Source organism: Salinivibrio sp. MA607 (genome assembly GCF_001996245.1).
Lineage (GTDB): Bacteria > Pseudomonadota > Gammaproteobacteria > Enterobacterales > Vibrionaceae > Salinivibrio > Salinivibrio costicola.
In genome coordinates this window covers 56,301-82,053 of record NZ_MUFJ01000006.1, presented here as the reverse complement: position 1 = coordinate 82,053, position 25,753 = coordinate 56,301, and the positions used below count along the sequence as shown (strand labels likewise).

Genomic DNA, 25,753 nt, shown 5'->3' with positions numbered 1-25,753 from the left:
GGGTTACACCGCATCGGGCGTGGCGCTGATTAGCCGAGTACTTTTTGAATCTCGGTGCTGACCTGCTCAACCGCTTGGGTGCCGTCAAAAGTGACAAACTGGGTATTGCCGGCATCGGCTTCTTTTTTATAGTACGCAATCAGTGGTGCCGTTTGATTGTGATACACGTTTAGACGCGCTCGCACTGTCTCTTCTTTATCATCATCACGCACCACCAGCGGCTCGCCCGTCACGTCGTCTTTCCCTTCCTCTTTCGGTGGGTTATAAACCAGGTGATAGGTGCGACCAGAGGCCAGATGAGCACGGCGACCACTCATACGCTCTACGATAACGTCGTCCGGAACGTCGAATTCGAGTACGTAATCGATCGCGATACCGATCTCTTTAAGGCCATCCGCTTGCGGAATCGTACGTGGGAACCCATCTAGCAAGAAGCCGTTGGCACAATCATCTTGCGAGATACGCTCTTTAACTAGGCCAAGAATAATGTCGTCAGACACCAATTCGCCCGCATCAATAACTGCTTTGGCTTTTAAACCAAGCTCAGTGCCCGCTTTAATCGCGGCGCGCAACATGTCACCGGTAGAAATTTGCGGAATCCCGTATTTTTCCATGATGAACTGCGCTTGCGTCCCTTTACCCGCGCCCGGTGCACCCAAAAGAATGATGCGCATAGTGATCCCCTTTATGATTATTTAGGTTTCGTTAAACTGCGTCTATCGCCGCAAAGACCCGAAACATACACGCTTAGCCAAACGCTATCAAGCCCGGCATCCGGCCGGGCTTGTCGTTCGTCACTGAGTATGTTGATTGACTCGACCTGTGTCGATTATACCTTGGTCAGAAGTTGATTGACCGACGCCAAGAACTCTGACGGATCATCCATGCTGCCCTTCTCTGCCAACATCGCTTGGCCGAGCAACATTTCTACCCAAGTACCAAATTTTTGCTCGTCGCTTTCATCCGCCATGCGCTTGATGAGATCATGCTCTGGGTTTAGCTCAAAAATGTATTTCACATCAGGCGCTTGCTGGCCAGCGGCTTCTAGCAACTTCGCCATTTGTGTGCCCATTTCAAACTGATCAGTCACAACCACAGCTGGGGTGTCTGAAAGCTTAAACGTGGTGCGCACATCTTTCACCCGCTCACCTAGGTGAGATTTCACCCGCTCAACCACAGATTCAAACGCTTTTTCGGTTTCTTCGCGCTCTGCTTTTGCCTCTTCATCGTCGAATTGGCTGAGGTCGAGATCCGCTTTGGTGATCGCTTGGAACGATTTGCCATCGAACTCGGTCAGGTAGCTCATCAGCCATTCATCGATGCGATCGTACATCAAGATCACTTCAATGCCTTTGGCTTTAAACTGCTCCAAGTGTGGGCTGTGTTTCGCGGCGTTATAGCTATCTGCCGTGATGTAGTAGATCTTGTCTTGCTCTTCTTTCATGCGCGACACATAGTCGGCCAACGACACGGTTTGCTCAGCGCTGTCTTCTTGGGTTGAAGCAAAACGCAGCAAGCCAGCAATTTTTTCTTTATTGCTGAAATCTTCCGCTGGGCCTTCTTTCATCACCAAGCCAAACTCACGCCAAAATGTTTGATACTTGTCGGCATCATTTTTGGCCAGTTTTTCTAGCATCGACAGAACACGCTTGGTGCACGCCCCCCGCAGCGATTGAGTGATCTTGTTATCTTGTAAGATCTCGCGCGATACGTTGAGCGGCAAATCGTTAGAATCAATCAAACCACGTACAAAGCGCAAGTAGCTTGGCATAAATTGTGACGCATCATCCATGATGAACACGCGCTGTACATAGAGTTTCAGTCCATGTTTGTGCTCGCGGTTGTAAAGATCCCACGGCGCCTTAGAGGGGATATACAACAAACTGGTGTAATCATTTTTACCTTCAACCCGGTTATGGCTCCAGGTTAGCGGCTCTGCAAAATCATGCGAAACATGCTTATAGAATTCTTTATATTCTTCAGCAGAGATATCGGACTTGGCACGGGTCCATAGCGCTTGCGCTTTGTTCACTTGCTCCCATTTGCCTTCGCCAGTCTCGTTGCCTTCCTCGTCTTTTTCTTGTGTCCACATTTCAACCGGAATACCGATGTGATCCGAATATTTACCGATCACTTCACGCAGGCGCCAGTCGTTAAGGAACTCTTTCTCATCGTCTTTGAGGTACAGCGTAATATCGGTGCCACGTTCCGCTTTACTAACAGGCTCAAGTGTATATTCACCTTCACCGGTCGATTCCCATTGCACCGCTTCGTCAGCCCCAAGCCCTGCAGCACGGGTACGTACCGTCACTTTATCCGCGACAATAAAGGCGGAGTAAAAACCGACACCAAACTGGCCAATCAAGTTGGAATCTTTGCTTTGGTCTTCGTTCAGTTGTTTTAAAAACTCTTCGGTGCCTGATTTGGCGATGGTGCCGAGATTGGCAATAACATCGTCACGGCTCATGCCGATGCCGTTGTCAGACACGGTGAGTGTGCCGGCTTCGCTATCAAAAGACAGACGAACACGCAGATCACCGTCGTTTTCATACAGCTCAGGCGCTGATAGCGCTTTAAAGCGCAGCTTATCCGCGGCGTCCGACGCGTTTGAGACCAGCTCTCGAAGAAAGATCTCTTTGTTTGAGTAGAGAGAATGGATCATCAACTGCAGCAATTTGGAGGTATCTGAACCAAACTGGTGTTTTTCTGGGGTTTTCACGCTCATGTCAATCTACCTAACACTATGATGTTTAAAGGCTGAGTGGGTAATCGACCCACGTCACGAAGAATTCATATTCAGTACCCCAGGATATAAGGGCCACATCAGCCGCTTTCAAGGTGTGACTGGTCAAATAAACATCAGTTGAGAAAAAGAAAGCCTAACCGGGCGGTTAGGCTTGATAAGCGGTTAGCGATATTGACGCCGTTAGCGGTATTTAAGCTGTTGGCGGCCAATGATGGAGTGCGACAGCGTGGTGCCATCCACCAATTCAAGCTCACCACCCATGGGAACACCATGGGCGATACGGCTCGCGCCCACTTGGTGTTCTTGGCAAAGCTCGGCGATGTACTGCGCCGTGGCTTCCCCTTCTACCGTGGGATTGGTCGCCAGAATAAGCTCTTCAATCGGTTCACTTTGCAAGCGCTTTTCCAAAACGTCTAAACCGATATCTGCCGGCCCAATCCCATCTAATGGCGACAAGTGCCCCATTAAGACAAAATAGCGCCCGGCATATTGGCCGGTCGCTTCAACGGCGGCAATATCGGCCGGGCTTTCAACCACACAAATCAGTCCGGTTGCTTGTCGTTTCGGGTTATCACAAATGGCACACACGTCTTGCTCTGTAAATGTCCGGCACTGGCTGCAGTGGCCAATGTCGGTCATTGCCGTGCTCAGTGACTGCGCCAGGGCAAGCCCCCCTTGGCGATTACGTTGCAAAAGATGATACGCCATTCGCTGCGCCGACTTGGGACCCACCCCAGGTAAACAACGCAGCGAGTCCATCAGCTGTTCAAGTAACTGGCTGGTGCGCATAGATTAAAACGGCATTTTCATGCCCGGTGGTAACTGCATACCGCCTGTCACGTCTGCCATTTTTTCTTTCTGTTGCTCTTCAACACGACGTGCAGCATCGTTGAATGCGGCTGCAATCAAGTCTTCCAGCATGTCTTTATCGTCTTCCATCAAGCTATCATCGATGTCGACACGACGGATGCTATGGCTGCCTGTCATGGTCACTTTCACCATGCCTGCGCCCGCTTCGCCTGTCACTTCCATGCTGGCAATTTCTTCTTGTACTTTTTGCATGCGCTCTTGCATTTGCTGCGCCTGCTTCATCATGTTGCCCATTCCGCCTTTACCAAACATAATTCTCTCTCTTGGTTAGGTGTCTTAAATTGGTCGAATGCTGTCTTCTTCTAACTCCGCCGCAAAACGTTGAAGCATAAAAGTGACATTCGGATCATTATGCAGGCTGTGTGTCGCCTGCGCTAATTTTTGTTGATAGCGTTGCTCGCGCCGCTCTAACGGTGTGATTCCCGACGTGCCGAGCTGTACCTCCAAGGTTATGGGGGCGCCCAAGGCCGTCGTCAAGGCCTGCGTTAATTGTTGCTGCGCTTTTTCGGTATTCAGATGTGATTGATCAGGCCTTAATGTCAGCCGAACCTGGTCGCCTTCACGCACCATAGCGGCATTGAGCGCCATTTGTTTCACCAACCGCTCGACCTCAAGGCTATCGGCCAACGCACACCAAGGATCTTGTTGGTTAGTCTCCTGCACCAACTTATCGCGCATTGCTGGCGTTTTCTCATGCTCAAGCGCTTGTTTGAGCGCCTTTGGCGTCAACGACGACGCGGTGGCTGGCGCCTTGGCTTGGGGCTGAGAAGGACGCCATTGATAAGGCTCCGTCGCCGCCAATGATGTGTCGCGTTGCCGTGCGGGCACCGGCTCAGATGGCGTTGCAGTGGAGGTCGCGACTGAGTTGGCGTCAGACACAGGCGATGTCGATTCTGCAGCGGTCGCAACGCGATCCAACACAGATAATGCATCACTCTTGGCCGGTGTCTGTCTCGCCTTTTTTGCGCCAGACTCTGTCTGACTAGTTTGTCGCTTCATCCTGCTACGCAGCTGGTTGCGGGCTTGAATCAAACTCGATGCCGCAGACGCGGGTGCCTCACTGGCTGGCACGTCTGATGCGTTCGTTGTTGGCGTCGTATCCTTAGCTGGAGCCGCGTCCGTTGCTGGCGTCGCGTCTGTCGCGGGAGCCGATGCAGGCGATATCGGTGTGCTGTCATCGTGATCAGCCGCCGACGAAGCGTGATCAGGCACAGATGCGATCGGATCGGCCGGCCTGGTGTCAGGCGCAGTGGGTGTCGCCGAGATAGATGATTCGGATGAGGTAGGCCCACGGCGATCCGACGCGGCAACTTGCGCTTTTAATGCGCTAATCGCTTGAGTTGGATCAGGGTTTTCGCTCGCCGCTTTGGGCTGGGCGCCTGACGCCATACTTGAGGCGCTTGGCTGCGACTGCGACGTTGGGGCGTGTTCGGGCACGGCAATAGTCACCGGCTCATAAGGGACCGTTTTAACCGGCTGGAACGCCAACATCCGCAGCAATACCATCTCTAGCCCCGCACGTCCATCGGGGGCATAGGGTAAATCTTGTCGACCCTGCAGCGCTATTTGGTAACATAGCTGCACATCTTGCGGCGTTAAGCGCGACGCTAAAGCCTGTATGCGCGCGTGATCACCCTCTGCATCATCGCGGGTTTGTGGCAGTGTTTGCGCCAACGCAATTTGATGAAGCTGGCCTGCGAGCTCTTTAAGCAACCCATCCCATTCGACGCCAATTTGTGCAATCTGCGCCAGCCCATTCATCAGCTCAACCGCATCTTGATTCACTAATGCTTCCAGTAACAACAACGCATTGTCACTGCTTAAGGTCCCTAGCATTTCTGCTACTGCGCGGGTGCTAATCTGACCGTTACCGAGCGCAAGCGCTTGATCGGTTAAGCTCAGCGCATCGCGCATACTGCCTTCTGCCGCACGTGACAGTAGCATCAGCGCGCGCGCGTCAGCTTCGACGCCCTCTTGACCAAGAATGTAATCGAGCTGGGTTTGGATCTGACTGGCGTCAAAATGTTTTAAATGAAACTGCAAGCAGCGCGACAAAATGGTCACCGGCAATTTTTGCGGATCCGTGGTCGCCAGCAAAAATTTCACATACTCGGGTGGCTCTTCCAGCGTTTTAAGCAAGGCATTAAAACTATGCCGCGACAGCATGTGGACCTCATCAATCAGGTACACCTTATACCGTCCGCGTGCGGGTTTATACTGGACGTTATCAAGCAGCTCGCGCGTATCTTCTACCTTGGTGCGTGACGCTGCATCAATTTCCAACAAGTCAACGTAACGCCCTTCATCAATTTCACGGCAGGTGGCGCATTGGCCACACGGTGAGGACGACACGCCCTGCTCGCAATTTAATCCTTTGGCAAAAATACGTGCGATGGTGGTTTTGCCCACTCCCCGCGTTCCACTGAACAGGTAAGCATGGTGCAGGCGGTCATGATCGAGCGCATTGGCGAGCGCCGTCAGCACATGGCTCTGCCCCGCCACCGCGTCAAAGTTATGGGGGCGCCATTTGCGTGCAAGAACTTGATAACTCATGTCAATTGGCTTCCTAGTGGCTGATAAATGACCCAAGGCCCAGCGTCGTGTTCACCATTAATGGCCGGCAAACTCGCACAAACTGTACACACTAACGCCAAGCGCCGTCAGTTTTTCCTCACCGCCAATATCCGGTAGGCTAATGACAAAACCGGCGTGTTCCACGGTGCCGCCCAACCGACGCACTAATTTGACCGTGGCTTCAATGGTGCCACCGGTGGCGAGCAAGTCATCGATCACCAGCACTTTATCACCGTCATCAATGGCATCACTGTGGATCTCAAGCGTATCTTCACCGTATTCTAGCTGGTAATTTTCGCTGATCACCGCCCGTGGCAATTTGCCTGGCTTGCGCACCGGCACAAATGGCAATGCCAGCGCTAAGGCCAAGGGCGCGCCAAATAAAAAGCCGCGCGATTCGGTGCCAATCACCTTGGTAAAGCCTTGATCCCGATACTTTGCTACCAGGGCATCAATGGTGGCCTGGTAGGCGGTCGGGTCTTCCATCAAGCTGGTGACGTCACGAAATAAGATGCCTGGCTTAGGGTAATCAGGAATGGTTTGAATGCTTTGTTTAATCACATCCAAGTTGTCGTTGCTCATGGCCAATTCTCATCGGTAAAAAACGCAAACCGCCATATTATGAATTTTCGGCCGTACCAGCAACAGATTCCGTCTCAGGCAGGCGGAGAAACCAGCATAAGAGCACAATCAGACAAAGCAGTAGCATGCCTTTTAACCAGAGCGCTGGCACCATGTACATTGAGAATGAGAAACTGGCCACGATCATCACCGTTGCCCGCTTTTTGACCCGCCGGCTGATGGCGCGTTGTTGATACCAGTCAGTCAATATTGGCCCGAACGTTGGATGGGCATGAAGCCAATTGGCGATACGGGGAGAACCGCGCATAAAACAGCCGCTTGCGAGCAACAAAAACGGGGTTGTTGGTAACACAGGCAAAAACGCCCCGGCGGCACCGAGTGCGACCCAAAACCAACCCAAACCGTTCCACGCCCAACGCCAAGCGACGGATGGAGCTGGCGGCGCGGGTGTTGTTTGTCGCGCTTTTGACTGTGGCGCGTTTGACTGCACCGCTTTTGACTGCATAGCCAACTTGCCCTTATTGCCGCACGGTCACCAGGGTGACCCTCTTACCCCAGTGTAGTGATCCAGCCGCAATGGGTACAGGGCGAGCTTAGGAAAAATGAGGCAGTATTGAATAAGGCGGTGATTAACCGCCAAATACAATCCCGAGCCAAGTGAGGCTTGCGGGTAAGGTGGGGATCAGTAAGACCAACAAAAAGCCGATAAAATACTTTAGGTTATAAGGTTCTTTAAATTCGTGACTCATAGGTTACAACGCTCACAACAACATAACATCAGTGAGTAGCTACTATAGCCTAGCTTGGCCCCGCTAAAAACGGACGTTTTGTAAGGTTTTAATCCGATTATTGATTTACATCAGGGTAACAACTTGGTGCATTGGGTCATGATAAACGTCATTTAGCCAATCAAGCGAACTGACCATGGATACAAATACTCTTGCGCAGCTGCGGCGTAAGCTCACTCGTGAGCGTGCCGAGCTGATCGCCACCTTAACCACGCGTTTGCGTGAAGACTGGGACAAGCATTGCGACACCCTGACTGTCACAGAGCTGATCAAAGAAAGCCAAGGCCTACCTGGCGCAATTCGTTGCCTCGGTGAACGTCTGGAAAAAGTCGATGCGGCTTTGTGTGCCATGGATTTGGAAATTTACGGATTGTGTGCCGATTGTGAGAGTGACATTCCACTCGATGATTTAATCAAAGATGCCGCGGAGCAGCGCTGTCCGCAGTGCCGCGCATCAAACTATTATCACCACGATCCGGCCACTCGCCGCGCGACAACGGGCCCCCGTAAATCGGTGTGAGCCCAGGTCGACTTTCGCTTGTCTCATCGTGGCTTAAACGGAACGCGCCCAGCATCAGCTGGGCGCGTTTTTTAATAACCGTGTAAAGCTGTCAAGTGGGTGATACTGACTACCACGCCTCCCCCGAACACGCGCTTAATCTTGATCAATGATCCAACGACGGAAGGTTTTACGCTCTTGGTCGCTGGCTTTGGTGTACCAAAGCTTAAGCTGCGACAAGGCATCGCCTTTAATAGAGGCTTGTCCTTGGTCGTCGACCTCGACTAACACGTCGTTAAGGTTTTTGCTTTCACCTTGGTCGATAATAATACCGTTTTCGCGGTTGTACTCGGCCACCAGCGCTTCCATATCGGCATAGGCGCCAAAGCCATCACCTTTAAGCTCGACGGCCTCTAACGGCATTACCTCGCTATTATCAAACTCGGCTTGCCATTGTGGGTTATCATCAAAATAGCTGGTCGCCTGGGTTTTCACTCTTAGATTGGCATCAATGTTAATGGTGGCATCGCGGCCATCAACGTCTAGCTCAAACAGATACGGACGCGAGGTAAAAATCACCTCTTTACTTCCTCGCTTTACTTCGCCATCAAAGCGCATCACCAACTGGTGGGTGCCATTAGCAAGTTCAATGGTCTGCTGCGGCGCCCAGTTGTCAAAACTGACTTTGCTGCCATCCACCACCAAAAATTCAATATGACGGGCGGAGGTAATTTCCGCCGCATGGATGGCGCTCGATGCCATCAGTGCACCCAGCATCCATGCGGCTTTTGTTAACTTCTTCATTGTCACTCCAAACGATACGACGAAAAAAGCCGCCCTAAGGCGGCTTTTGTAATCAGTGCTACAACTTAGCAATAGGATTTAAGCTCAATTAGAACTTAACTTCCATACCTGCTACGTAACCCCAGTCTTGCTTGTCAGCGTCGTTGTCGCCAACTTCTGCGTACACGTGCGCGTTACTGTGCAGTGCATAAGTCACGTTAGCGTAGTAACCGGTTACGTCTTCTTCACTGTCGTTATCTTTGTTGTCGATACCGATAGCGTAAGTGGTTTTACCGTGCGTATAATCAGCTGCAACAGAGAAGAAGTCAGCTTCTTCTTTGCTAGAGCCATCATCAACGGTGTTCACGCCGTAAGACGCTGCTAGGCTTACATTCTCGATGCCAGCATACTCAACTTCGAAGTTGTAGTTTTCTACGTCAGAATTTGCGTTGTACACATAACCATCATCTGTACCGTTAACATTTGCGTCATCTGCATAGTAGTAGTAGACGCGCATGTCAACGTCAGCTACACGATAGCCAAGACGGCCATCATAGATTTTATAATCATCAGTAGCTTCTTCGCCATCACTGTTCTGTACTGTAGAGAAGCCCGCGTAGAAAGTGCCGTTGTCGTAAACGTATTTAGCAACTTGGTTACCTTCGGTTTGAAGAGTGCTGTTAAGAGCTGTTGACAACTCGTAATCTTTGGTGATGCCCATGTCATCGTTGATTAACAACTGACGACCGAAAGTAAGCGTACCCCAATCACTACCTTTGAAACCAACATACAATTCGTCGTTTTCAGTAGTGCGCTCTTCGAATTTAAATGCAAAATGACCGATAGCGGCTAAATCATCAGAGATTGCAACTTCGGTATTTACTGCAAAGTCACCGTCATCTAGACGCCACTCACCGTCGCGATCTTCACCTACAGCTTGGAAGTATTGAACTTCAGCGGCACCTGATGCGTCTACTTTAACGCCTTCTGCGTCATACAGGTTGATGCTTGCTGATGCTGAGCCAGCAGCCAGCAGAGCTGGTACTGCCATTGCTAGAATAGTCTTTTTCATGGTTAATCCACTGCCTTTTCTATTTAGTCATTATGAGTTCCTTCATGGAACTCTGTTTTATGGTGACTGTCACTCTGTTACCAGCAGCAAACGCTGCGAAGCACAAAATGCCAGTTCACTGAAACTTCGTGGCTAATCGTGCAGAACATTTGAGGTTCTGTCAACTGGCTGGAAGCGCATTACAAAATAGACAAAAAACACTTAAAAACAAACAGATAGTAAACATTAATGAACTAAGATCACAGTTTAAACCTCGTTAGCAGTGTGCGTTGATGAAATTTAACAACAACCCTTTGCGATATAAAATTCTGAATACTGCTTTTTATTATTTCATTTTTAGAATAAAAAACTAATCAATAGCTTAAATACGGCTTTTTGTTAATCAAACGGCAGATCAGCAAGATAGCAGCGAATGGTTCAAATTAAATTCGTGACCAAGATCTCATATCTGTAAGGAAAACTTACATTTCGCGATCGTTTTCACGTTTTTTCTCCGTGTTATACTGGGGCTTATCCTTTACTACTCGGACCTGTTGATGCTCAGCCCTGCCGTAAAATCAGACATTCGCGCGTGCTACCAAACGCTACAAGACCAACTTCCCTACTTTATTCCGCGCAAAGCTCAGAACTATTTAGTGGCAGAGCTGGCCAAAACCTTGGCGGGTGATTATGACCCCAAGCGTCGGCTACTGGTGGCCGAGGCCGGCACAGGGGTGGGCAAATCAATGGCGTATTTGATGGGCGCGATCCCGTTTGCGCTTAACAACAATAAAAAAGTGGTGGTGTCGACCGCAACCGTGGCGTTGCAAGAGCAGCTCGCCGATAAAGATATCCCGTTTTTTCATCGTATCTGCCCCAAGCCGTTTGATTTTATCTTGGCGAAAGGGCGGCAACGTTATTGCTGTGCACACAAGCTGAGTGCAGTGGCAGAGACCGAGAGCATCCAAGGGGCGCTATTTGCTCAAAAACCTAAGCGCAGCGAGCAATTGCTGCTGAATGATCTTTACGTTGCCCTGAGTCGAGGAAAATGGGATGGTGACCGCGACAGCTGGCCCAAACCGATTGCCGATCACCTATGGCAAGCGATCGCCTCTGACAAACACACCTGCCATGCTGGCCTGCCCGCTCACCGTGGTTGTCCCTTTGCCAAAGCGCGCGAGGCGATGGATAAAGCGGATGTGGTGGTGGTTAATCACAGCTTGCTGCTCGCCGATCTCGAACTCGGCGGCGGGGTGATCTTGCCCGAGCCAGAGCAGTGCCTGTATATGATTGACGAGGCGCACCACCTTCCCACGGTGGCGCGTGACTTTTCAGCCGCCAGTGCCAGTTTGCTTGGCGTGGTGGGCTGGTTAGAAAAGCTCAATCAAGCCGCCACTAAACTCGGGAACACTGCGGATATCAAACGTGCACACCGCTTTGTTGATAGCTTACTCGAGGCGATACAAACCCTGATCCCAGGATTACGCGAGGCAAAAAACATGCTCAGTCAACTGTCGCTCAACGACGACGGTTGTTATCGCTTTGCCGACGGTGAACTGCCCGGAGCCCTAATTGCACCCAGTGAGCAGCTTAAAACCGCGAGCAAAAAAGCTCATCAGGCATTGGGAAAGATCCATGATTTGATCAATGAGCGTCTGAAAGAAAATGACATTTCCGCCAAACTGGCTGATCCGGCGCTTGCCGAAACCGCGTTTTTCCTCCAACGGTTAGAAAATTTAGAAAAAGTCTGGACCTTAATGGCCCAACCGAATGCCGATAAAGGCGCACCGCTTGCCCGTTGGGTGCAAGCCTGCCGTGAGCGCGAGGCGGATCTTTGGGTGCATGTCTCTCCCTTAGAAGTAGGCTGGCGTCTGGATCAAATGCTCTGGTCTCGCGCCGCCGGGATTGGCCTGTTTTCTGCGACCTTGCGCGCCCTGAATCGCTTTAGCTATTTTTGCCGCCAAGTCGGACTGAGTGAAAGCGACGGTTCGCGCTATTTAGCCTTGCCCTCGCCGTTTGATTACGCCAATAAAGCGCGCTTGGTGATCCCAACCATGCCTTGTGAGCCGCAAGCCAGTGCCTTTACGGCGGCGCTGAGCGAGAAAATCCTTGAGCACTTAGAGGGCGAGCGAGCGTCCTTGGTATTGTTCGCCTCTTATTGGCAGATGAAACAAGTCACCCAAGCCATTGAGCAAACGGTCACACAACGCGGCTGGCAACTGCTCTGTCAGGGCACACAATCACGCACGGCGCTATTAAAGGCCCATCAGCAAGCAGTCAGTGCGGACAAAACCAGTATAATTTTTGGCACCGGCAGTTTTTCCGAGGGCTTAGATTTGCCCGGTAACTTATTGACTAATCTCATTATTACGAAAATTCCCTTTGCGGTCCCCACTTCTCCAGTGGAAGAAGCTCACGCGGAGTACATTGAACGCTGCGGTGGCAATCCGTTTTTACAAATCGCGGTCCCAGAAGCGAGTAAAAAGCTGGTGCAATCAGTCGGTCGTCTACTGCGCAAAGAGGAAGACTCTGGTAAGGTAGTGCTTCTTGACCGGCGCATTATCACCCGCAGATATGGCCAATCTTTACTCGACTCGCTGCCGCCATTCAAACGCGTGATCGAACCTTAAATTAACGAGTGACTATGCTTGAATTGATTGATCTTTCGACCTTAGTGATCCTAGGGCTGACTGCTTTTGTCGCCGGCTTTATCGATGCCGTCGCCGGCGGTGGCGGCATGCTGACTGTTCCAGCCCTGTTATCACTGGGTTTGCCGCCCCATGTGGCGTTAGGTACCAACAAACTGGCCGCGACCTTTGCCTCCAGCACCGCCGCCTTTACCTATTATAAAAAACGTCTTTTTTCGCCTTTATTTTGGCAACACGCGTTTTGGGGCACCTTGATTGGCGCAACCGCAGGGACTTTACTGGTTGATGTGCTAAGCACTGAATGGTTAGAAAAGGCGATCCCCGTGGTGGTGCTTGTGGCAGCGATTTACACCGTTTGGCATCCCCACCCTAAGGGAGATAACAACCAGCTCCCTGCGCGCTGCCCTAAGCTACCGATGAAGCAATGGAGCCAAGGCCTGTCGTTGGGCTTTTATGATGGCGTTGCCGGTCCGGGTACGGGCGCGTTTTGGACGGTGTCTACCATGTCGCTCTATCGGATGAATATTTTGCTCTCTTCCGGATTGGCGAAAGCGATGAACTTCACCAGTAATATTACCTCATTGGTGGCGTTTGCGCTTTTGGGCCATGTGAACTGGGCGCTTGGGCTGACCATGGGCGTATGCTTAATGCTAGGCGCGTTTATTGGCGCCCACTCCGCGATTCGTTTTGGCAGTCAGTTTATTCGACCTATTTTTGTGACCGCGGTGGTGATTTTAGCCGGTAAACTGGCCGTTGATGCTTGGTTTTAATCGCCGTTATCGTCGCCGCTGTGCGTGACTGAGAGACCCATAATGAAAGCGCAAATCGATGCAATGTCCCAACACCTTGAGCAACTGGCCAATCAAGCCGCAGAGGTCGACCGACGCCGTGGCGAAGCCCGCGCGCCTTTATTCGCGACAACGCTTTTTCATTGCAAAGGCAAATTGCTCACACCCTGTGTGAACGAAGCCCAAGGATTGCTGGCAGTGATGCAGCGCGATCACCAACAAGGGGCGCTGACCGATGCACGTGCGACCCATATTTGCGACACCTTGTTATCGCAAATCACCGCGCTACAACGTGAACTGGCGACACAGCCGTTACGTAAGCAAGAGCAAGCCAAACGCGGGCCACGACGCCAGGCGATTGGTGAGCTTTATCAAGACTTAGCCAAGCACCAAGATTGGGAGCGTCGACTGGCCGATAAACTCCGAGACGCCAATGCCAGCGTCGAGATGGCATCGACCCCTGCGGTGCGTCAGCAGTACCAAAAACAAGTGCTTGCCTTAGAACAACGCCTAGCACGCTGCACCAAGGCGCGAGAGCGTATCGAAACCACGATCAGTTACCGAGAAAAAAAATCGTGATTCACGTTCAGCTCACACCAAGCGTCAAACCCGAGCGCTCAACCAGGAGAGATACGTGCTGCCATTGATTTATCATCCGGTGTACTCGGACTTTCCCCTTCCCGACGGCCACCGCTACCCTTTGCAAAAATATCGATTGTTGTTTGAGCGGTTACAACGCCTGGCATTACCGGTTGAATTTCATCAACCGACCCCGGCCACTCGGAAAGTGATTGATGCCGTTCATGATCCCGAGTATGTCAGTCAGTTGCTGGCAGGGGATCTCCCCTTAGTCAAAATGCGTCGGATTGGTTTTCCATGGAGCGACGCATTGATCGCACGCAGTTTAACCTCGCTCGGCGGCACCACACTGACGGTCGATCACGCTCTGGATTCAGGCCTTGCTATTCATCTCACCGGCGGCTATCACCATGCGCACTACGACTTTGGCAGCGGCTTTTGTTTATTTAATGATTTGATGATTGCCGCCCGCCATGCGCTCACCCAGCCAGGCATTGATAAGGTGATGATTGTCGATTGTGATGTACATCATGGCGATGGCACCGCCGCCTTGGCCGCCGACCACCCCGATATTGTGACTTTTTCTGTCCATTGCGAGAAAAATTTTCCCTCACGCAAACCGCCCTCCGATTTGGACTTACCCCTGCCAACAGGCACAGGCGATCAGGACTATCTCAGCGCTTTTTTGCCCTTGTTAGATCTCGCCCTCGCACAATACCGCCCTGATATGGTGATTTATGATGCGGGGGTCGATGTCCACCAAGCCGATGCGCTTGGCTATTTGGCGTTATCGACCGAGGGCATTTATCAACGCGATAGCGGGGTACTCTCACGCTGTGCCAAGCATGATATTCCGGTCGCCGCGGTGATTGGTGGCGGATACCATGACTCGCACACCAGTTTGGTGCCGTTGCACGAACAACTCATTCAAGCGGCCCTTATTCACTTTGCTGATTTTGCATCCAGCTCGGAGGTATCATGACTGACCCGCACGCGTCGACACCAAGCGCCTTAGAAAACGCCCCTGATGACGTCAAACTCGCTGTCGATCTTATTTACTTGCTCGAAAACCATGCCATTGATCCAGATACCGCTTTATCTGCGATTGAGATGGTGAGACGCGATCTGCTGGCGAAAAAAAACTCACCTCCCTAATCAATTAGGCATGCGGCCGCTACTTTTTCTGACAAAAACGGTTGGCGTTTCCGAATGGCTTGCATGCTTACCACTCGATTTTGCTGATATTACGTGCTGTCGATCACATTTTGCTCAGTCTTAACAATGTGAATAAATAGTCATTATTTACGCTATATTATTTATCCAATTGAACCTGGACTGCTTTAACATCAAGCAATTAGCCTGCAAAGCATTACATTTTGGTTACAGTTTTTGGTGCTGTTATTAACACACGCAACCGATTAAAAAACCAACACTTCGCTAATCATATAGTGTTTTGTCTCACAAATATCGGTATTATCCGGCGTGCTCCAATTAGTGTACCGGTGCGTTGAAACATCGGCATGGCTAATCAAAGCGCACTCTGGCAACAGCCGAGCATGGATTCAAAATGCTGTTGCAGACTCAACGTCCACTCGTCATATCAGGCCTTGATGCATGACTTTCTCGAGTGACGCGTTGCTCACCTGCATGGATGGCAGCGATCTCACAAGGACAGTGGTTGTCGACCCTCGCATTCGGTAATCATCGGGTTATGGCTCGAGCAACAACCGTGCAAGGCGTCTCCCAACAGACAAAACAGAGTTTAATGATGGAACTACTTAAAAATCTATTTGTGTCCGTAGTCGATACAGGTAACGGCCTCCTTTGGGGCAGCGTACTGATTTATCTTTTGATTGGCTTAGGCTTGTACTTCACGGTGCGATCAGGCTTCATTCAATTCCGTAACTTTGGCCACATGTTTAAACTGATGGCAGACAGCCGTAATGGCGCATCAGGCGGGATCTCGTCGTTCCAAGCATTCAGTACCAGTCTTGCCGCGCGTGTCGGCACCGGGAATATGGCAGGTGTCGCGGTGGCGCTGTATCTTGGTGGCCCGGGTGCTATTTTCTGGATGTGGCTAACCGCCCTGGTGGGTATGGCCACCAGCTTTGTCGAATCCACTCTCGCGCAAGCGTACAAAGTGAACCACAACGACAAAACCTACCGCGGAGGCCCGGCTTACTACATCGAAAAAGGCTTGGGTCAACGTTGGCTTGGGATTGCATTTGCCATTTGCTTGATTATCGCCTTTGGTTTGGCTTTTAACGGGGTGCAATCGAATTCCATTGCCGCAGCCATGGACACCGCGTTTGGCTTTAATGATCTCGCTGTCGGTATTGGTCTGGCGTTGGTCACCGCACCGGTTATTTTTGGCGGCATGCGCTCAGTCGCACGCGTTGCAGAGCTGATTGTCCCCTTTATGGCACTGGCTTATTTATTGGTTGCCTTGGTCGTGGTTGCCATGAACATCGAACAGCTTCCCGCAGTGATTACAACCATTGTCAAAAGCGCATTAGGCTTGGAGCAGGCTGCAGGCGGTGCCATGGGCTATGCGATCGCGCAAGCAATGATGCAAGGGATTAAACGCGGCTTGTTCTCAAACGAAGCAGGTATGGGTTCAGCCCCTAATGCTGCGGCAACGGCGACTACCAAGCCGAATCATCCTGCCGCGCAGGGCTACGTCCAGATGCTGGGTGTCTTCGTCGATACCATTGTCATTTGTACCGCGACCGCATCGATTATCTTGATCTCAGGCATGCTTGAGCCTGAGAGCGGCCTGACAGGTATTGCACTGACGCAAGAAGCCTTGGTCAGCCAAGTCGGTGATTGGGGCGCTGCCTTTATCGCCATCGCGATTCTGCTGTTTGCCTTTACCTCGATCATCGCCAATTATTCGTATGGCGAGTCTAACATCGAGTATATCTTTAAGTGTCGTAAAGCCATCTTGTTGTATCGTATTGCGGTGCTCGCAATGGTGCTGATGGGCGCGGTGATGGATCTGCCACTGATTTGGAGCTTTGCTGACTTATCAATGGGGATGATGGCTGTGATTAACTTGGTCGCGATTGCGCTGCTGTCTGGCGTCGCGTTCGCCTTGATGAAAGACTACGAAGACCAGCGTCGTGCGGGTAAAAACCCGACCTTTGATCGTACCAAATTCCCGAAACTGGATAAGCAAATCGATAAAGACGTTTGGTAATGCCAAGCCGATAGAACAAAAAAACCACCGGTGATTCGGTGGTTTTTTTATTGGGCTCACTTTTTAAGGCGATGAACTTACACGCTCAACCAATACCCGATTAACAGCGTAAAAACCAGACACGCGCCGGCGTAAAAACCCAACTCAATTTTACGCGCTGTCATATCTTCTGCTTCTTCCGGTTTGAGCGTCAATCCCCAATAGGCAAAGCCAACCGACGATGATAACAACAGCACCCCGAGACCGAATGCCAGCCCCTCTACTACGTGGATCAATGTCATTTGTGTTCCTCTTACTTTCCGTCACTGGCTTGTAGCACGCAAATTATACGCCTTGTCGACGAATACGGAAACCACACGAGAAACGTTCATTGTGTCTTTGTTTATTATCGCCATAACTCACTAATGGGTGTATCAGGCGAGAAGTCGTATGCAATTTGTGCCTGTAGCAGCTCAGCAGTGGCGATTGCATCGGTAAGCGCATGGTGGCTTTGATAAAATGGCAACTGATAGCGCTGCCGACTATCAGCCAAGCGAATCGATTCCGGCGGCCGACGGGCTATCCAGTCAGCGAAGCTACGCTTGCCGGTGCGATGCTTCCAGGCTTCTAATTCCATGGTATCGACCATGGGGAAAATAATACCCTCGCCTAGCCGCTCTTTTATCGCACGATCCAAAAACTCGCGTTCAATCCGGCGATAATGCACCACCACCACTGAACCGGCCAGCGCGCTGAGTAGTGGCTCAATCACATGGGAAAAATCCGGTGCATTGACAATGTCGGAGTGCGTGATGCCGTGAATGACAATCGACGATTCGGCAAGTGGTCGGTTGGGGTTCACAATCCAATGCTGTGCCTGTTGGCAGCGAATACGATTGAGAGTAAAAGGCACTAAGCCAATACTGACAATCGCATCTTGCTGGCTATCGAGCCCCGTTGTTTCAAAATCAAGCGCCACAAACGGCACTTGCGAAACGGGCGTGTCGGGTGACACCCATCCTTGCTGATAAAAGGCCTGCAAGGTTTCGTGCTGCACGGTCTCGCGTTTCGTGTCTAGCATCGCACGCCAGTCTACCTGGTCTGCATCCTCTTTTTTCCTAAGATTAAAGTGGAACATATCCTTCCTTTACGACCGATTGGGCTGATAACGGAATTTCAAAAATTTCTGGGCATTACTTAAAATCTGAAAGGCGTCTTTTAAATTACGGCGCTCAAAGTCAGATAAGTTCTCCGGCTCAATATTGTTATCAGGTTCACGATCCGCTTCTATATCTAATGCTTGGTGACGGATCCTGACCATCGAAATAAACTCCATCGCATCGCGCAGATCGGGACCGCGGCCTTTGGGTAAGATCCCTGCTTCGATAATATCGTCTAAACGCTCAAACGAGTTTTGCGAGCGCGAATCGGTCGCCAATGCATGAACACGTATCAAGTCGGCTAAGGGCGCGGTACCACGCCGCTTTAAGTTAATCGAATTATTGTGGCGACCGTCTTGCTCCATGACAAAATCTTTAAAAAAGCCTAATGGTGGAGTGCGGTTCAAGGCGTTACGCGCCATGGACGCCAAAAAGCGATTATTGCGACGGGCGCGACGACCCACGAAAGCTTTAAGTTGTTCGGCCCAGTTTGTGCGACCATGCACCCCATCCAAGTCGAAGAAAATATTACTGTCGAGCAGTGAACGCGGGCTAGGATTATCTATCCAATCGGCAAAGCATTGCTCCCATTGTTTCAGCGTTTTACGCCACTCGGGGTTGGTCGCCATGATATTACCGGTGCAGTAGGTATAACCACATGCGTTTAGGCCATCAGAGACGCGCTTAGACAGGGCTTCAAAATACGCATTGTGTTGGCCATGATCGTAGTTGTCATCAAGGATAATTGCGTTGTCTTGGTCGGTGACAATCAGCTGCTCATCACGCGCCATAGAGCCCATCGCCAAAAAGCAATACGGCACAGGCGGCTCACCCAACTCTTCTTCGGCAAGCTCTAAAAGACGCTGCTTAAAACTGCGTCCAATCACCGACAGTGCCGAGCCAATCATATGCGAGTTGGCATCTTCATTGACCATGCGTACAAAGCAATCTTTGACCTGCTTAGATAAGATCACCAAATCCTCGACCGACTGCTGACGGAAGATACTCGCCACCAAGAACAAGCTGTTTTGCGACTCGTAGCGTGCAATATCAGACAAGGCAACCACACCAATCGGCTTGCCGTGTTGTAGCACCGGCACATGGTGCAAGTTGGAGCGCAGAATGGTCAGCATGGCCTCAAAAATATACGCATTATGATCCAAGGTAATCAACTGTGGCGACATGATCTCCTGAACCGGCGTTTCATAAGGCAAACCTTCTGCTAACACCCGGTTACGCAAGTCTCGATCGGTAATAATCCCCAGTACCGGTTTGAGCCCTGTTTCTGAATTGGGCTCATCACCCATGACCAAAATCGATGAGACGGTTTCTTGCGACATCACTTGCGCGGCATATTGCACGGAGTCAGTACTGGCAATCATCACCGGGTCGCGAATAATCAGTTTCTTCACTTTGGAGGTGGTGAGATCATTGGCTTCATTGTGGCTTGATACCGCTTGGCGCAAGCGTGTTCTATCTTCCACCTCGACAAAATCGGCAAAATGCTCAAAATCATCAAACAAGCGATTAAACGTGGCCTCCGGAATAAAATAGATCAAGGTGTCTTCAATCGCTTTCGCGGGCATCCGCACACGATTGTTCATCAATAGACCCATTTGGCCAAAAATGTCGCCCTCGGATATGCGGTTATACAGGGTGCCATTACGGCGAAACAGCTCGACAGCGCCGCTACGCATGATCGCCAAGTCGTGAATTTCGTCACCGTAAGCAAAAATATCGGTGCCTGCACGGAAATAACTGATCTCAATGCTGGTTGCCACTTCTGCGACCACCTCTTCGGGCATTGAATCAAATGGGGCGTACTGTGCAAGAAATGTTGCAATCTCGATTTGTTCAGCTTCCATAGCGCTCACCTAAACGTGCGATAATATCGTGGTAGGACACAGTGAATCAGGATGTCCGTTGGCTGTGACACAGTGTGCCGTATCACTTGCCATAAAAAAAGGCAGCCTCGAAAGCCTGCCCTTTCTATCTTAGCTAACTATCAAGCAGTTAGCACATTTCTTTATTTTGCACGCGGCTCAGAAGCAAGACCTTTAAACAAGGAGAGCGTCGCCACCAGCAATACCACCGCGAACGGGAAGCCCGTCGAAACCGCCATTGCCTGCAACGCAACAAGCCCACCGCCGAGGATCAGTGCGATCGCGACCAGGCCTTCGAAGGTTGCCCAGAAAACGCGCTGCGATACCGGAACGTCCATTTTCCCGCCTGCCGAAATAGTATCTAGCACCAAAGAGCCGGAGTCAGACGAGGTAACAAAGAAGACAATGACCAAGATAATACCGATAAACGAGGTAATCTCTGCTAGCGGCAACCCTTCTAGCATGGCAAACAAGGTCAGCGACAACTCTGCGTCAACTACCGCGGTGTAGTTTTCGCTGACGAACTGGTTAATCGCGGTGCCACCAAATGAAGTCATCCACAATACGCTTGCGGCGGATGGGATCAGCAGCACACAGGTAATAAACTCGCGAACGGTTCGCCCACGTGAGACGCGGGCAATAAACATACCCACAAATGGAGACCAAGAAATCCACCATGCCCAATAGAACGCGGTCCAACCTTGGGTAAAGTTGGCATCCTCTCGGCCAAATGGCATAGCCAGCGCCGGCAGGTTCTGTAAATACGCCCCGAGGTTACCAAAGAAGCCGGTCAGAATCGCTAACGTTGGCCCGACGATAATCACGAAAAGGAGGAGTAAGAACGCCAGGCCTAGGTTGATCTCAGATAAACGCTTTACCCCTTTATCCACACCCGCTACGACCGAAAAGATCGCCAACGCAGTAATGCCGATCACCAGCAAGACTTCAGTGGTGGCCCCCAATGGTGTATCAAACAAATAATGCAAACCACCGGATGCTTGTGATGCACCAATGCCAAGCGAAGTAGCGAGACCAAAGAGCGTCGCGACGATAGCTAAGATATCAATCACGTGACCGGTCCAGCCCCAAATACGCTCACCAAACAACGGATAAAATACCGACCGAATGGTCAAAGGAAGCCCTTTGTTATAAGCAAACAATGCCAAGCCGAGTGCTAATACGGCATAAATCGCCCAAGGGTGTAAGCCCCAATGAAAAATGGTTGCCGACATCCCCAGTCGACGCGCGGCTTCGGTATCACCGGCGGCAGCCCCCAAAGGCGCCCAGTCGGTACGTAGACCATCAGTACCCGTTGCGGTCCCTTGTAACGCCGTTTGGAAATGGGTTAGTGGCTCAGAGACACCATAAAACATCAAACCAATGCCCATACCGGCGGCAAAAAGCATCGCGAACCAGCCAGCATAGCCGTAATCCGGTTTGGCCTCAGTGCCCCCTAGCCGCACCTTGCCTAGTGGTGAGACAATTAGCACCAAGCAAGCGATGACAAAGACGTTACCAGTTAAAAGAAAGAACCAGACGAGATTTGCGGTTAACCAAGCGCGCATCTGCTCAAAAATCGGGGCCATTTGGTTTTGGAAAGCCAACGTCACAAACACAAAGGCCATAATCACCAAACCCGCGACCATAAATACACGGTTATGAATATCAAAGCCAAACGGGCCAAACTTGAGGGCAACGTTGTCCTGACCGACCTGATAATCGGTGTCGATCGGATTCACCTTCCCGTCTGGTGTCATCATATCTTCATGGCTTTTATCGCTCACACGTAAACTCCTTACTCCGTCTACTCGGCAACCTGTCATTATTGCTAAACGCTGCCTGGACGACACTCGATATCGAGGTAAACGTCAGCACGCAAAAAGAAGCAATGACAGAAAAGTCAGCAAGAATATCACACAAGATGAATAGGTGAATAAAGGGCTGGCGAGCTTGGTCAATATTTAACCACTTCATAACGCTCCGTCTCGAGAGACGAACATTAGCGGCAAAGGAGGGCTGAAAAAGAGGGCAATAAAACAGCGCTAATAAAAAAGAGGCAACGCATGGTGCGCTGCCTCTTTCATCATTGACTAGATTAACGCTATTTCGCTAACTAGCCTCGCGGCTCTGACATCAAGCCTTTAAACAAGGAGACCGTCGCGACCAACAGCACAATCGTGARTGGGAAACCGGTTGATACCGCCATCGCTTGCAGGGCAACCAAGCCACCGCCAAGGATCAGCGCAACCGCAACCAAGCCCTCGAAAGACGCCCAGAAAACACGCTGTGGTACAGGCACATTCACTTTACCGCCCGCTGAAATGGTATCAATAACCAATGAGCCCGAGTCAGACGAGGTCACAAAGAATACCATAACCAGGATAATCCCGATAAACGAGGTGATTGATGCCAACGGCAAGTCATCCAACATCGCAAACAGCTTGAGTGAAAGCTCCGCATCAGCAACAGCGGTATAGCCTTCATTAACGAACTGACCAATCGCCGTGCCACCAAAGGCGGTCATCCAAAGCACACAGGCCGCTGAAGGGATGATAAGCACACAGGTGATAAATTCACGCACAGTACGACCGCGTGAAACACGCGCAATAAACATACCCACAAATGGGGACCAAGAAATCCACCATGCCCAATAGAAGGAAGTCCAGCCTTGGGTAAAGTTCGCATCTTCACGGCCAAATGGCATAGACAGCGCAGGCAGATTTTGTAGATATGCCCCTAGGTTTCCAAAGAAGCCGGTTAAGATGGCAATCGTTGGACCCACGGCAATAACAAAGATTAGCAGCAACAGTGCCAAAATCATGTTGATTTCAGACAGGCGTTTGACCCCTTTGTCCACCCCTGCAACAACCGAAAGGATCGCCGCGCCCGTAATACCCATCACCAGCATGACTTCGGTGGTATTACCCAGGGGCGTGTCAAACAGATAGTGCAGACCGGCGGATGCTTGTGATGCCCCCAAGCCTAGCGAGGTGGCAAGACCAAACAAGGTCGCAATGATCGCGAGAATGTCAATCACGTGCCCTGTCCAACCCCAAACACGTTCACCGAACAGTGGGTAGAACACAGAACGCATGGTCAAAGGCAAGCCTTTGTTATACGCAAACAGTGCCAAGCCTAGAGCCAATACCGCGTAAATCGCCCATGGGTGTAAACCCCAGTGGAAAATAGTCGCAGACATACCTAGGCGACGAGCAGCTTCAGTATCCCCGGCTGCCGCCCCCAAAGGCGCCCAGTCAGTGCGAAGACCGTCAGCACCGGTTGCCGTTCCACCTAACGCGGTTTGGAAGTGCGTCAATGGTTCAGATACGCCATAGAACATCAAGCCAATGCCCATACCGGCCGCAAAAAGCATCGCGAACCAGCCAGGATAGCCGTAATCCGGTTTTGCCTCAGTACCACCCAATCGAACTTTACCCAGTGGTGACACAACCAGCACTAGACAAGCAACAACAAAAATATTACCTGCAGAAAGGAAGAACCAGTCTAGATTTGAGGTTAGCCATCCACGCAAATCCCCAAAAACAGGACCGATTTGGTTTTGAAATGCCAAGGTGACAAAAATGAAGGCCAAAATTGACAGCCCGGAAATCATAAATACTCGGTTATGAATATCAAAACCAAACGGGCCGAGTTTCAGCGCTACGTTATCCTGACCGACCTGATAGTCAGTATCGATCGGGTTAACCTTCCCGTCTGGTGTCATCATATCTTCATGGCTTTTATCGCTCACGAGTTAACTCCTTAGTCCGTTTATTCGGAAGCCTGTGAGTGTTGGTAGCGAGCTCATTATTTATTGATGTTTAAGCCATCTTTAACATCAATAAAAGATCAGTCATCACCACACAGTCGGCTACATTAACACATCTCGAAAATTTTTTAATTAGGGGCCTAACCAAATGTTCATTTTGTGACCACCTACTAAGAAAAAATCAGCCCGAATCCCGCGTCCTTACTCGCTCAGCGAGTTATTTGAACTCTTTATTTCAGAACTATAAATAATCGTGTCGCTAAGGAAATAGCACTATCCTTGGCCTATTCGAATCATAGCCGGGTTTTATTCTAGATGCCCATGAAAAATAGACACAGTCACCATCAACACTTTTGATGCAACGCAATCTTCACTCACAATGCTGATAGGAAGAACCCGTCTCGACACCTTTTATAACCAAGATGTCACGCATCATTTACGAGCTACAACACACCTTTTATCAATATAGACACAAGTGCAATTAAATGAACACAAAGAGGACAAAAAGTGACTCTTGTCACATTATTAAAATCGCGTACAATACCGCCGCAATCGTTTTCCATCCTAAGTTTAACGTTTGCGGAGCAACATCATGCAGTTTGGCATTGGCCTTTTGGGGATTAGTGTCCTCTTCCTTATCGCGGTTGTCTTTTCAGAAAATCGCTCCGCGATTAATTGGCGCACAGTGGGAGGTGCGTTCCTGATACAAATCGTCTTTGCTGGCTTTATCATCTCTGTTCCGCTTGGTCAGCGTATTCTAGCTAACGCATCAGAAGCCGTGTCGGCGATTATTAGTTTTGGCGATATTGGCGCTGAATTTCTGTTTGGTGATCTGGCTAAGTTTAAACTTGGTTTTATTTTCGCTTTTAATGTACTTCCCACCATCGTTTTTTTCTCTGCACTGATCGCTGTGCTTTACCACATTGGGGTCATGACTTGGATCATTCGCCTCATTGGTGGCTTATTGCGCCGCGTACTTGGCACTTCTCGCACTGAGTCCATGTCAGCCACGGCCAATATTTTTGTTGGCTCTGTTGAAGCGCCGTTGGTTGTGAAACCTTTTCTTTCTACCATGACTCGCTCCGAGCTGTTTGCTGTTATGGTAGGCGGGCTCGCCTCAGTCGCCGGCGGCACCATGGTGGGTTACGCAGGCTTGGGGGTAGAGATGAAATACCTGATTGCAGCGGCGTTTATGTCGGCACCTGCTGGGTTAATGATGGCCAAGATAATGGTACCGCAGACCGAATCCCCCATGAATCATGCTCAACACCAAGCGCTCGAAGACGATCAAGATAAACCAGTGAATGTGATTGATGCTGGCACGCAGGGCGCCTTGAGTGGCTTACAAATTGCGATGGCCGTGGGGGCCAGCTTACTCGCCGTGATCAGTATGATTGCGCTGATTAATGGTGGGTTAGGGAAACTGGGGCCTATTTTAAACTTGCCGCAACTAAGCCTTGAGTGGCTATTCGGCTACCTATTTGCACCAGTGGCTTGGCTGATTGGCATTCCCTGGCAAGAGGCGATGACAGCAGGCACCTTGATTGGTAAGAAAATTGCTGTGAATGAATTTGTGGCGTTTGCGGATTTTATGAACCTAAAAGGGGCGCTCTCTCCCCATAGCCAAGCCATTGTTACGTTTGCGTTATGTGGCTTTGCCAACCTCACCTCAATAGCAATGTTAATGGGTGGCTTGGGCGGCATTGTCCCAGAGCGCCGCGGTGATATCGCCAAATTAGGCATGCGCGCCATTCTTGCCGCAACCTTAGCCAACCTCATGAGTGCCACCTTGGCAGGGCTATACCTCTCCCTTTAATAGCAACATTACTTTGTGTTTTCGTTATTTATCACCATG

Annotated in this window: 22 protein-coding genes; 8 read left to right on the top strand and 14 right to left on the bottom strand. The window is 50.6% G+C overall.

The features are described 5' to 3' along the window. Window positions 1-29: 29 nt before the first annotated feature. The 7 genes from adk to BZG81_RS04625 all read right to left on the bottom strand — a co-directional run bounded on the left by adk (window position 30) and on the right by BZG81_RS04625 (window position 7,277). Window positions 30-674 carry an adenylate kinase gene (gene adk / locus BZG81_RS04655; protein ID WP_021022480.1) on the bottom strand — a complete coding sequence of 215 codons (645 nt, stop codon included), beginning with the start codon at window positions 672-674 and terminating at the stop codon, window positions 30-32. Between the two features lie 155 nt (window positions 675-829). Continuing rightward, window positions 830-2,725, bottom strand: coding sequence for a molecular chaperone HtpG (gene htpG / locus BZG81_RS04650; RefSeq protein ID WP_077676843.1), 1,896 nt, complete (start codon window positions 2,723-2,725; stop codon window positions 830-832). Between the two features lie 201 nt (window positions 2,726-2,926). Then, window positions 2,927-3,535, bottom strand: a complete 609-nt coding sequence (gene recR / locus BZG81_RS04645; RefSeq protein WP_021022482.1) for a recombination mediator RecR — start codon at window positions 3,533-3,535, stop codon at window positions 2,927-2,929. Between the two features lie 3 nt (window positions 3,536-3,538). Beyond that, window positions 3,539-3,868, bottom strand: a complete 330-nt coding sequence (locus BZG81_RS04640) for a YbaB/EbfC family nucleoid-associated protein (protein ID WP_021022483.1) — start codon at window positions 3,866-3,868, stop codon at window positions 3,539-3,541. 24 nt (window positions 3,869-3,892) lie between these two features. After that, a complete protein-coding gene (dnaX, locus tag BZG81_RS04635) occupies window positions 3,893-6,169 on the bottom strand; it encodes a DNA polymerase III subunit gamma/tau (RefSeq protein ID WP_077676842.1) in 2,277 nt (758 codons plus the stop codon). A gap of 57 nt (window positions 6,170-6,226) precedes the next feature. Next, complete coding sequence (apt, locus tag BZG81_RS04630; RefSeq protein WP_021022485.1) at window positions 6,227-6,772, bottom strand: adenine phosphoribosyltransferase; 546 nt, start codon at window positions 6,770-6,772, stop codon at window positions 6,227-6,229. 37 nt (window positions 6,773-6,809) lie between these two features. Continuing rightward, window positions 6,810-7,277 carry a YbaN family protein gene (locus BZG81_RS04625; RefSeq protein WP_077668856.1) on the bottom strand — a complete coding sequence of 156 codons (468 nt, stop codon included), beginning with the start codon at window positions 7,275-7,277 and terminating at the stop codon, window positions 6,810-6,812. A 419-nt stretch (window positions 7,278-7,696) separates the two neighbouring features. Here BZG81_RS04625 and BZG81_RS04620 point away from each other — a divergent pair, with 419 nt between their 5' ends. Beyond that, entirely contained in the window at window positions 7,697-8,080 is a 384-nt protein-coding gene (locus tag BZG81_RS04620) for a conjugal transfer protein TraR (protein WP_021022488.1), read from the top strand. A 135-nt stretch (window positions 8,081-8,215) separates the two neighbouring features. Here BZG81_RS04620 and BZG81_RS04615 read toward each other — a convergent pair whose 3' ends face one another. Next, window positions 8,216-8,863, bottom strand: a complete 648-nt coding sequence (locus tag BZG81_RS04615) for a YccT family protein (RefSeq protein WP_241827351.1) — start codon at window positions 8,861-8,863, stop codon at window positions 8,216-8,218. Between the two features lie 88 nt (window positions 8,864-8,951). Beyond that, window positions 8,952-9,914 (bottom strand): porin, encoded by a 963-nt coding sequence (locus tag BZG81_RS04610; protein WP_077676841.1) that lies wholly within the window; start codon window positions 9,912-9,914, stop codon window positions 8,952-8,954. Between the two features lie 536 nt (window positions 9,915-10,450). On the opposite strand from BZG81_RS04610, the gene dinG reads away from it, so the two are divergent. From dinG to BZG81_RS04580, 6 genes are all read left to right on the top strand, one after another. Then, window positions 10,451-12,523, top strand: coding sequence for an ATP-dependent DNA helicase DinG (gene dinG / locus BZG81_RS04605; protein ID WP_077676840.1), 2,073 nt, complete (start codon window positions 10,451-10,453; stop codon window positions 12,521-12,523). A 14-nt stretch (window positions 12,524-12,537) separates the two neighbouring features. After that, window positions 12,538-13,311 carry a sulfite exporter TauE/SafE family protein gene (locus BZG81_RS04600; protein WP_021022492.1) on the top strand — a complete coding sequence of 258 codons (774 nt, stop codon included), beginning with the start codon at window positions 12,538-12,540 and terminating at the stop codon, window positions 13,309-13,311. Between the two features lie 42 nt (window positions 13,312-13,353). Then, window positions 13,354-13,908, top strand: a complete 555-nt coding sequence (locus tag BZG81_RS04595) for a primosomal replication protein (RefSeq protein WP_241827350.1) — start codon at window positions 13,354-13,356, stop codon at window positions 13,906-13,908. A 55-nt stretch (window positions 13,909-13,963) separates the two neighbouring features. Continuing rightward, window positions 13,964-14,890, top strand: coding sequence for a histone deacetylase family protein (locus BZG81_RS04590; protein WP_077676839.1), 927 nt, complete (start codon window positions 13,964-13,966; stop codon window positions 14,888-14,890). Beyond that, window positions 14,887-15,063, top strand: a complete 177-nt coding sequence (gene rsmS, locus BZG81_RS04585) for a pleiotropic regulatory protein RsmS (RefSeq protein ID WP_021022495.1) — start codon at window positions 14,887-14,889, stop codon at window positions 15,061-15,063. Before BZG81_RS04590 ends, rsmS begins: the two co-directional genes overlap by 4 nt. A 613-nt stretch (window positions 15,064-15,676) precedes the next feature. After that, a complete protein-coding gene (locus tag BZG81_RS04580; RefSeq protein ID WP_077460143.1) occupies window positions 15,677-17,107 on the top strand; it encodes an alanine/glycine:cation symporter family protein in 1,431 nt (476 codons plus the stop codon). A 77-nt stretch (window positions 17,108-17,184) separates the two neighbouring features. Here the strand turns inward: BZG81_RS04580 and BZG81_RS04575 are convergent, their stop codons facing one another. From BZG81_RS04575 to BZG81_RS04555, 5 genes are all read right to left on the bottom strand, one after another. After that, window positions 17,185-17,388, bottom strand: a complete 204-nt coding sequence (locus BZG81_RS04575; protein ID WP_021022497.1) for a hypothetical protein — start codon at window positions 17,386-17,388, stop codon at window positions 17,185-17,187. Window positions 17,389-17,492: 104 nt separating this feature from the next. Then, window positions 17,493-18,224, bottom strand: a complete 732-nt coding sequence (locus tag BZG81_RS04570) for a 3'-5' exonuclease (protein ID WP_077676838.1) — start codon at window positions 18,222-18,224, stop codon at window positions 17,493-17,495. A 9-nt stretch (window positions 18,225-18,233) separates the two neighbouring features. Beyond that, entirely contained in the window at window positions 18,234-20,111 is a 1,878-nt protein-coding gene (locus BZG81_RS04565; RefSeq protein ID WP_077676837.1) for a DUF294 nucleotidyltransferase-like domain-containing protein, read from the bottom strand. Between the two features lie 161 nt (window positions 20,112-20,272). Then, window positions 20,273-21,889: a BCCT family transporter gene (locus BZG81_RS04560; RefSeq protein ID WP_241827353.1), complete on the bottom strand. Its 1,617-nt coding sequence runs from the start codon at window positions 21,887-21,889 to the stop codon at window positions 20,273-20,275. A 353-nt stretch (window positions 21,890-22,242) separates the two neighbouring features. After that, window positions 22,243-23,856 carry a BCCT family transporter gene (locus tag BZG81_RS04555; RefSeq protein ID WP_443216217.1) on the bottom strand — a complete coding sequence of 538 codons (1,614 nt, stop codon included), beginning with the start codon at window positions 23,854-23,856 and terminating at the stop codon, window positions 22,243-22,245. 634 nt (window positions 23,857-24,490) lie between these two features. Between BZG81_RS04555 and BZG81_RS04550 the strand changes: the two genes are divergently transcribed. Then, entirely contained in the window at window positions 24,491-25,714 is a 1,224-nt protein-coding gene (locus tag BZG81_RS04550) for a NupC/NupG family nucleoside CNT transporter (protein WP_021022502.1), read from the top strand. Window positions 25,715-25,753 lie beyond the last annotated feature (39 nt).

Bases quoted from the DNA above. Each gene is read 5' to 3' on its own strand.
- dnaX (WP_077676842.1), bottom strand. From the start codon at position 6,169: ATGAGTTATCAAGTTCTTGCACGCAAATGGCGCCCCCATAACTTTGAC.
- apt (WP_021022485.1), bottom strand. From the start codon at position 6,772: ATGAGCAACGACAACTTGGATGTGATTAAACAAAGCATTCAAACCATT.
- dinG (WP_077676840.1), top strand. From the start codon at position 10,451: ATGCTCAGCCCTGCCGTAAAATCAGACATTCGCGCGTGCTACCAAACG.
- htpG (WP_077676843.1), bottom strand. From the start codon at position 2,725: ATGAGCGTGAAAACCCCAGAAAAACACCAGTTTGGTTCAGATACCTCC.
- BZG81_RS04640 (WP_021022483.1), bottom strand. From the start codon at position 3,868: ATGTTTGGTAAAGGCGGAATGGGCAACATGATGAAGCAGGCGCAGCAA.
- rsmS (WP_021022495.1), top strand. From the start codon at position 14,887: ATGACTGACCCGCACGCGTCGACACCAAGCGCCTTAGAAAACGCCCCT.
- BZG81_RS04625 (WP_077668856.1), bottom strand. From the start codon at position 7,277: ATGCAGTCAAAAGCGGTGCAGTCAAACGCGCCACAGTCAAAAGCGCGA.
- BZG81_RS04570 (WP_077676838.1), bottom strand. From the start codon at position 18,224: ATGTTCCACTTTAATCTTAGGAAAAAAGAGGATGCAGACCAGGTAGAC.
- recR (WP_021022482.1), bottom strand. From the start codon at position 3,535: ATGCGCACCAGCCAGTTACTTGAACAGCTGATGGACTCGCTGCGTTGT.
- BZG81_RS04550 (WP_021022502.1), top strand. From the start codon at position 24,491: ATGCAGTTTGGCATTGGCCTTTTGGGGATTAGTGTCCTCTTCCTTATC.
- BZG81_RS04560 (WP_241827353.1), bottom strand. From the start codon at position 21,889: ATGATGACACCAGACGGGAAGGTGAATCCGATCGACACCGATTATCAG.
- BZG81_RS04620 (WP_021022488.1), top strand. From the start codon at position 7,697: ATGGATACAAATACTCTTGCGCAGCTGCGGCGTAAGCTCACTCGTGAG.
- BZG81_RS04600 (WP_021022492.1), top strand. From the start codon at position 12,538: ATGCTTGAATTGATTGATCTTTCGACCTTAGTGATCCTAGGGCTGACT.
- adk (WP_021022480.1), bottom strand. From the start codon at position 674: ATGCGCATCATTCTTTTGGGTGCACCGGGCGCGGGTAAAGGGACGCAA.
- BZG81_RS04580 (WP_077460143.1), top strand. From the start codon at position 15,677: ATGGAACTACTTAAAAATCTATTTGTGTCCGTAGTCGATACAGGTAAC.
- BZG81_RS04610 (WP_077676841.1), bottom strand. From the start codon at position 9,914: ATGAAAAAGACTATTCTAGCAATGGCAGTACCAGCTCTGCTGGCTGCT.
- BZG81_RS04565 (WP_077676837.1), bottom strand. From the start codon at position 20,111: ATGGAAGCTGAACAAATCGAGATTGCAACATTTCTTGCACAGTACGCC.
- BZG81_RS04595 (WP_241827350.1), top strand. From the start codon at position 13,354: ATGAAAGCGCAAATCGATGCAATGTCCCAACACCTTGAGCAACTGGCC.
- BZG81_RS04615 (WP_241827351.1), bottom strand. From the start codon at position 8,863: ATGAAGAAGTTAACAAAAGCCGCATGGATGCTGGGTGCACTGATGGCA.
- BZG81_RS04575 (WP_021022497.1), bottom strand. From the start codon at position 17,388: ATGACATTGATCCACGTAGTAGAGGGGCTGGCATTCGGTCTCGGGGTG.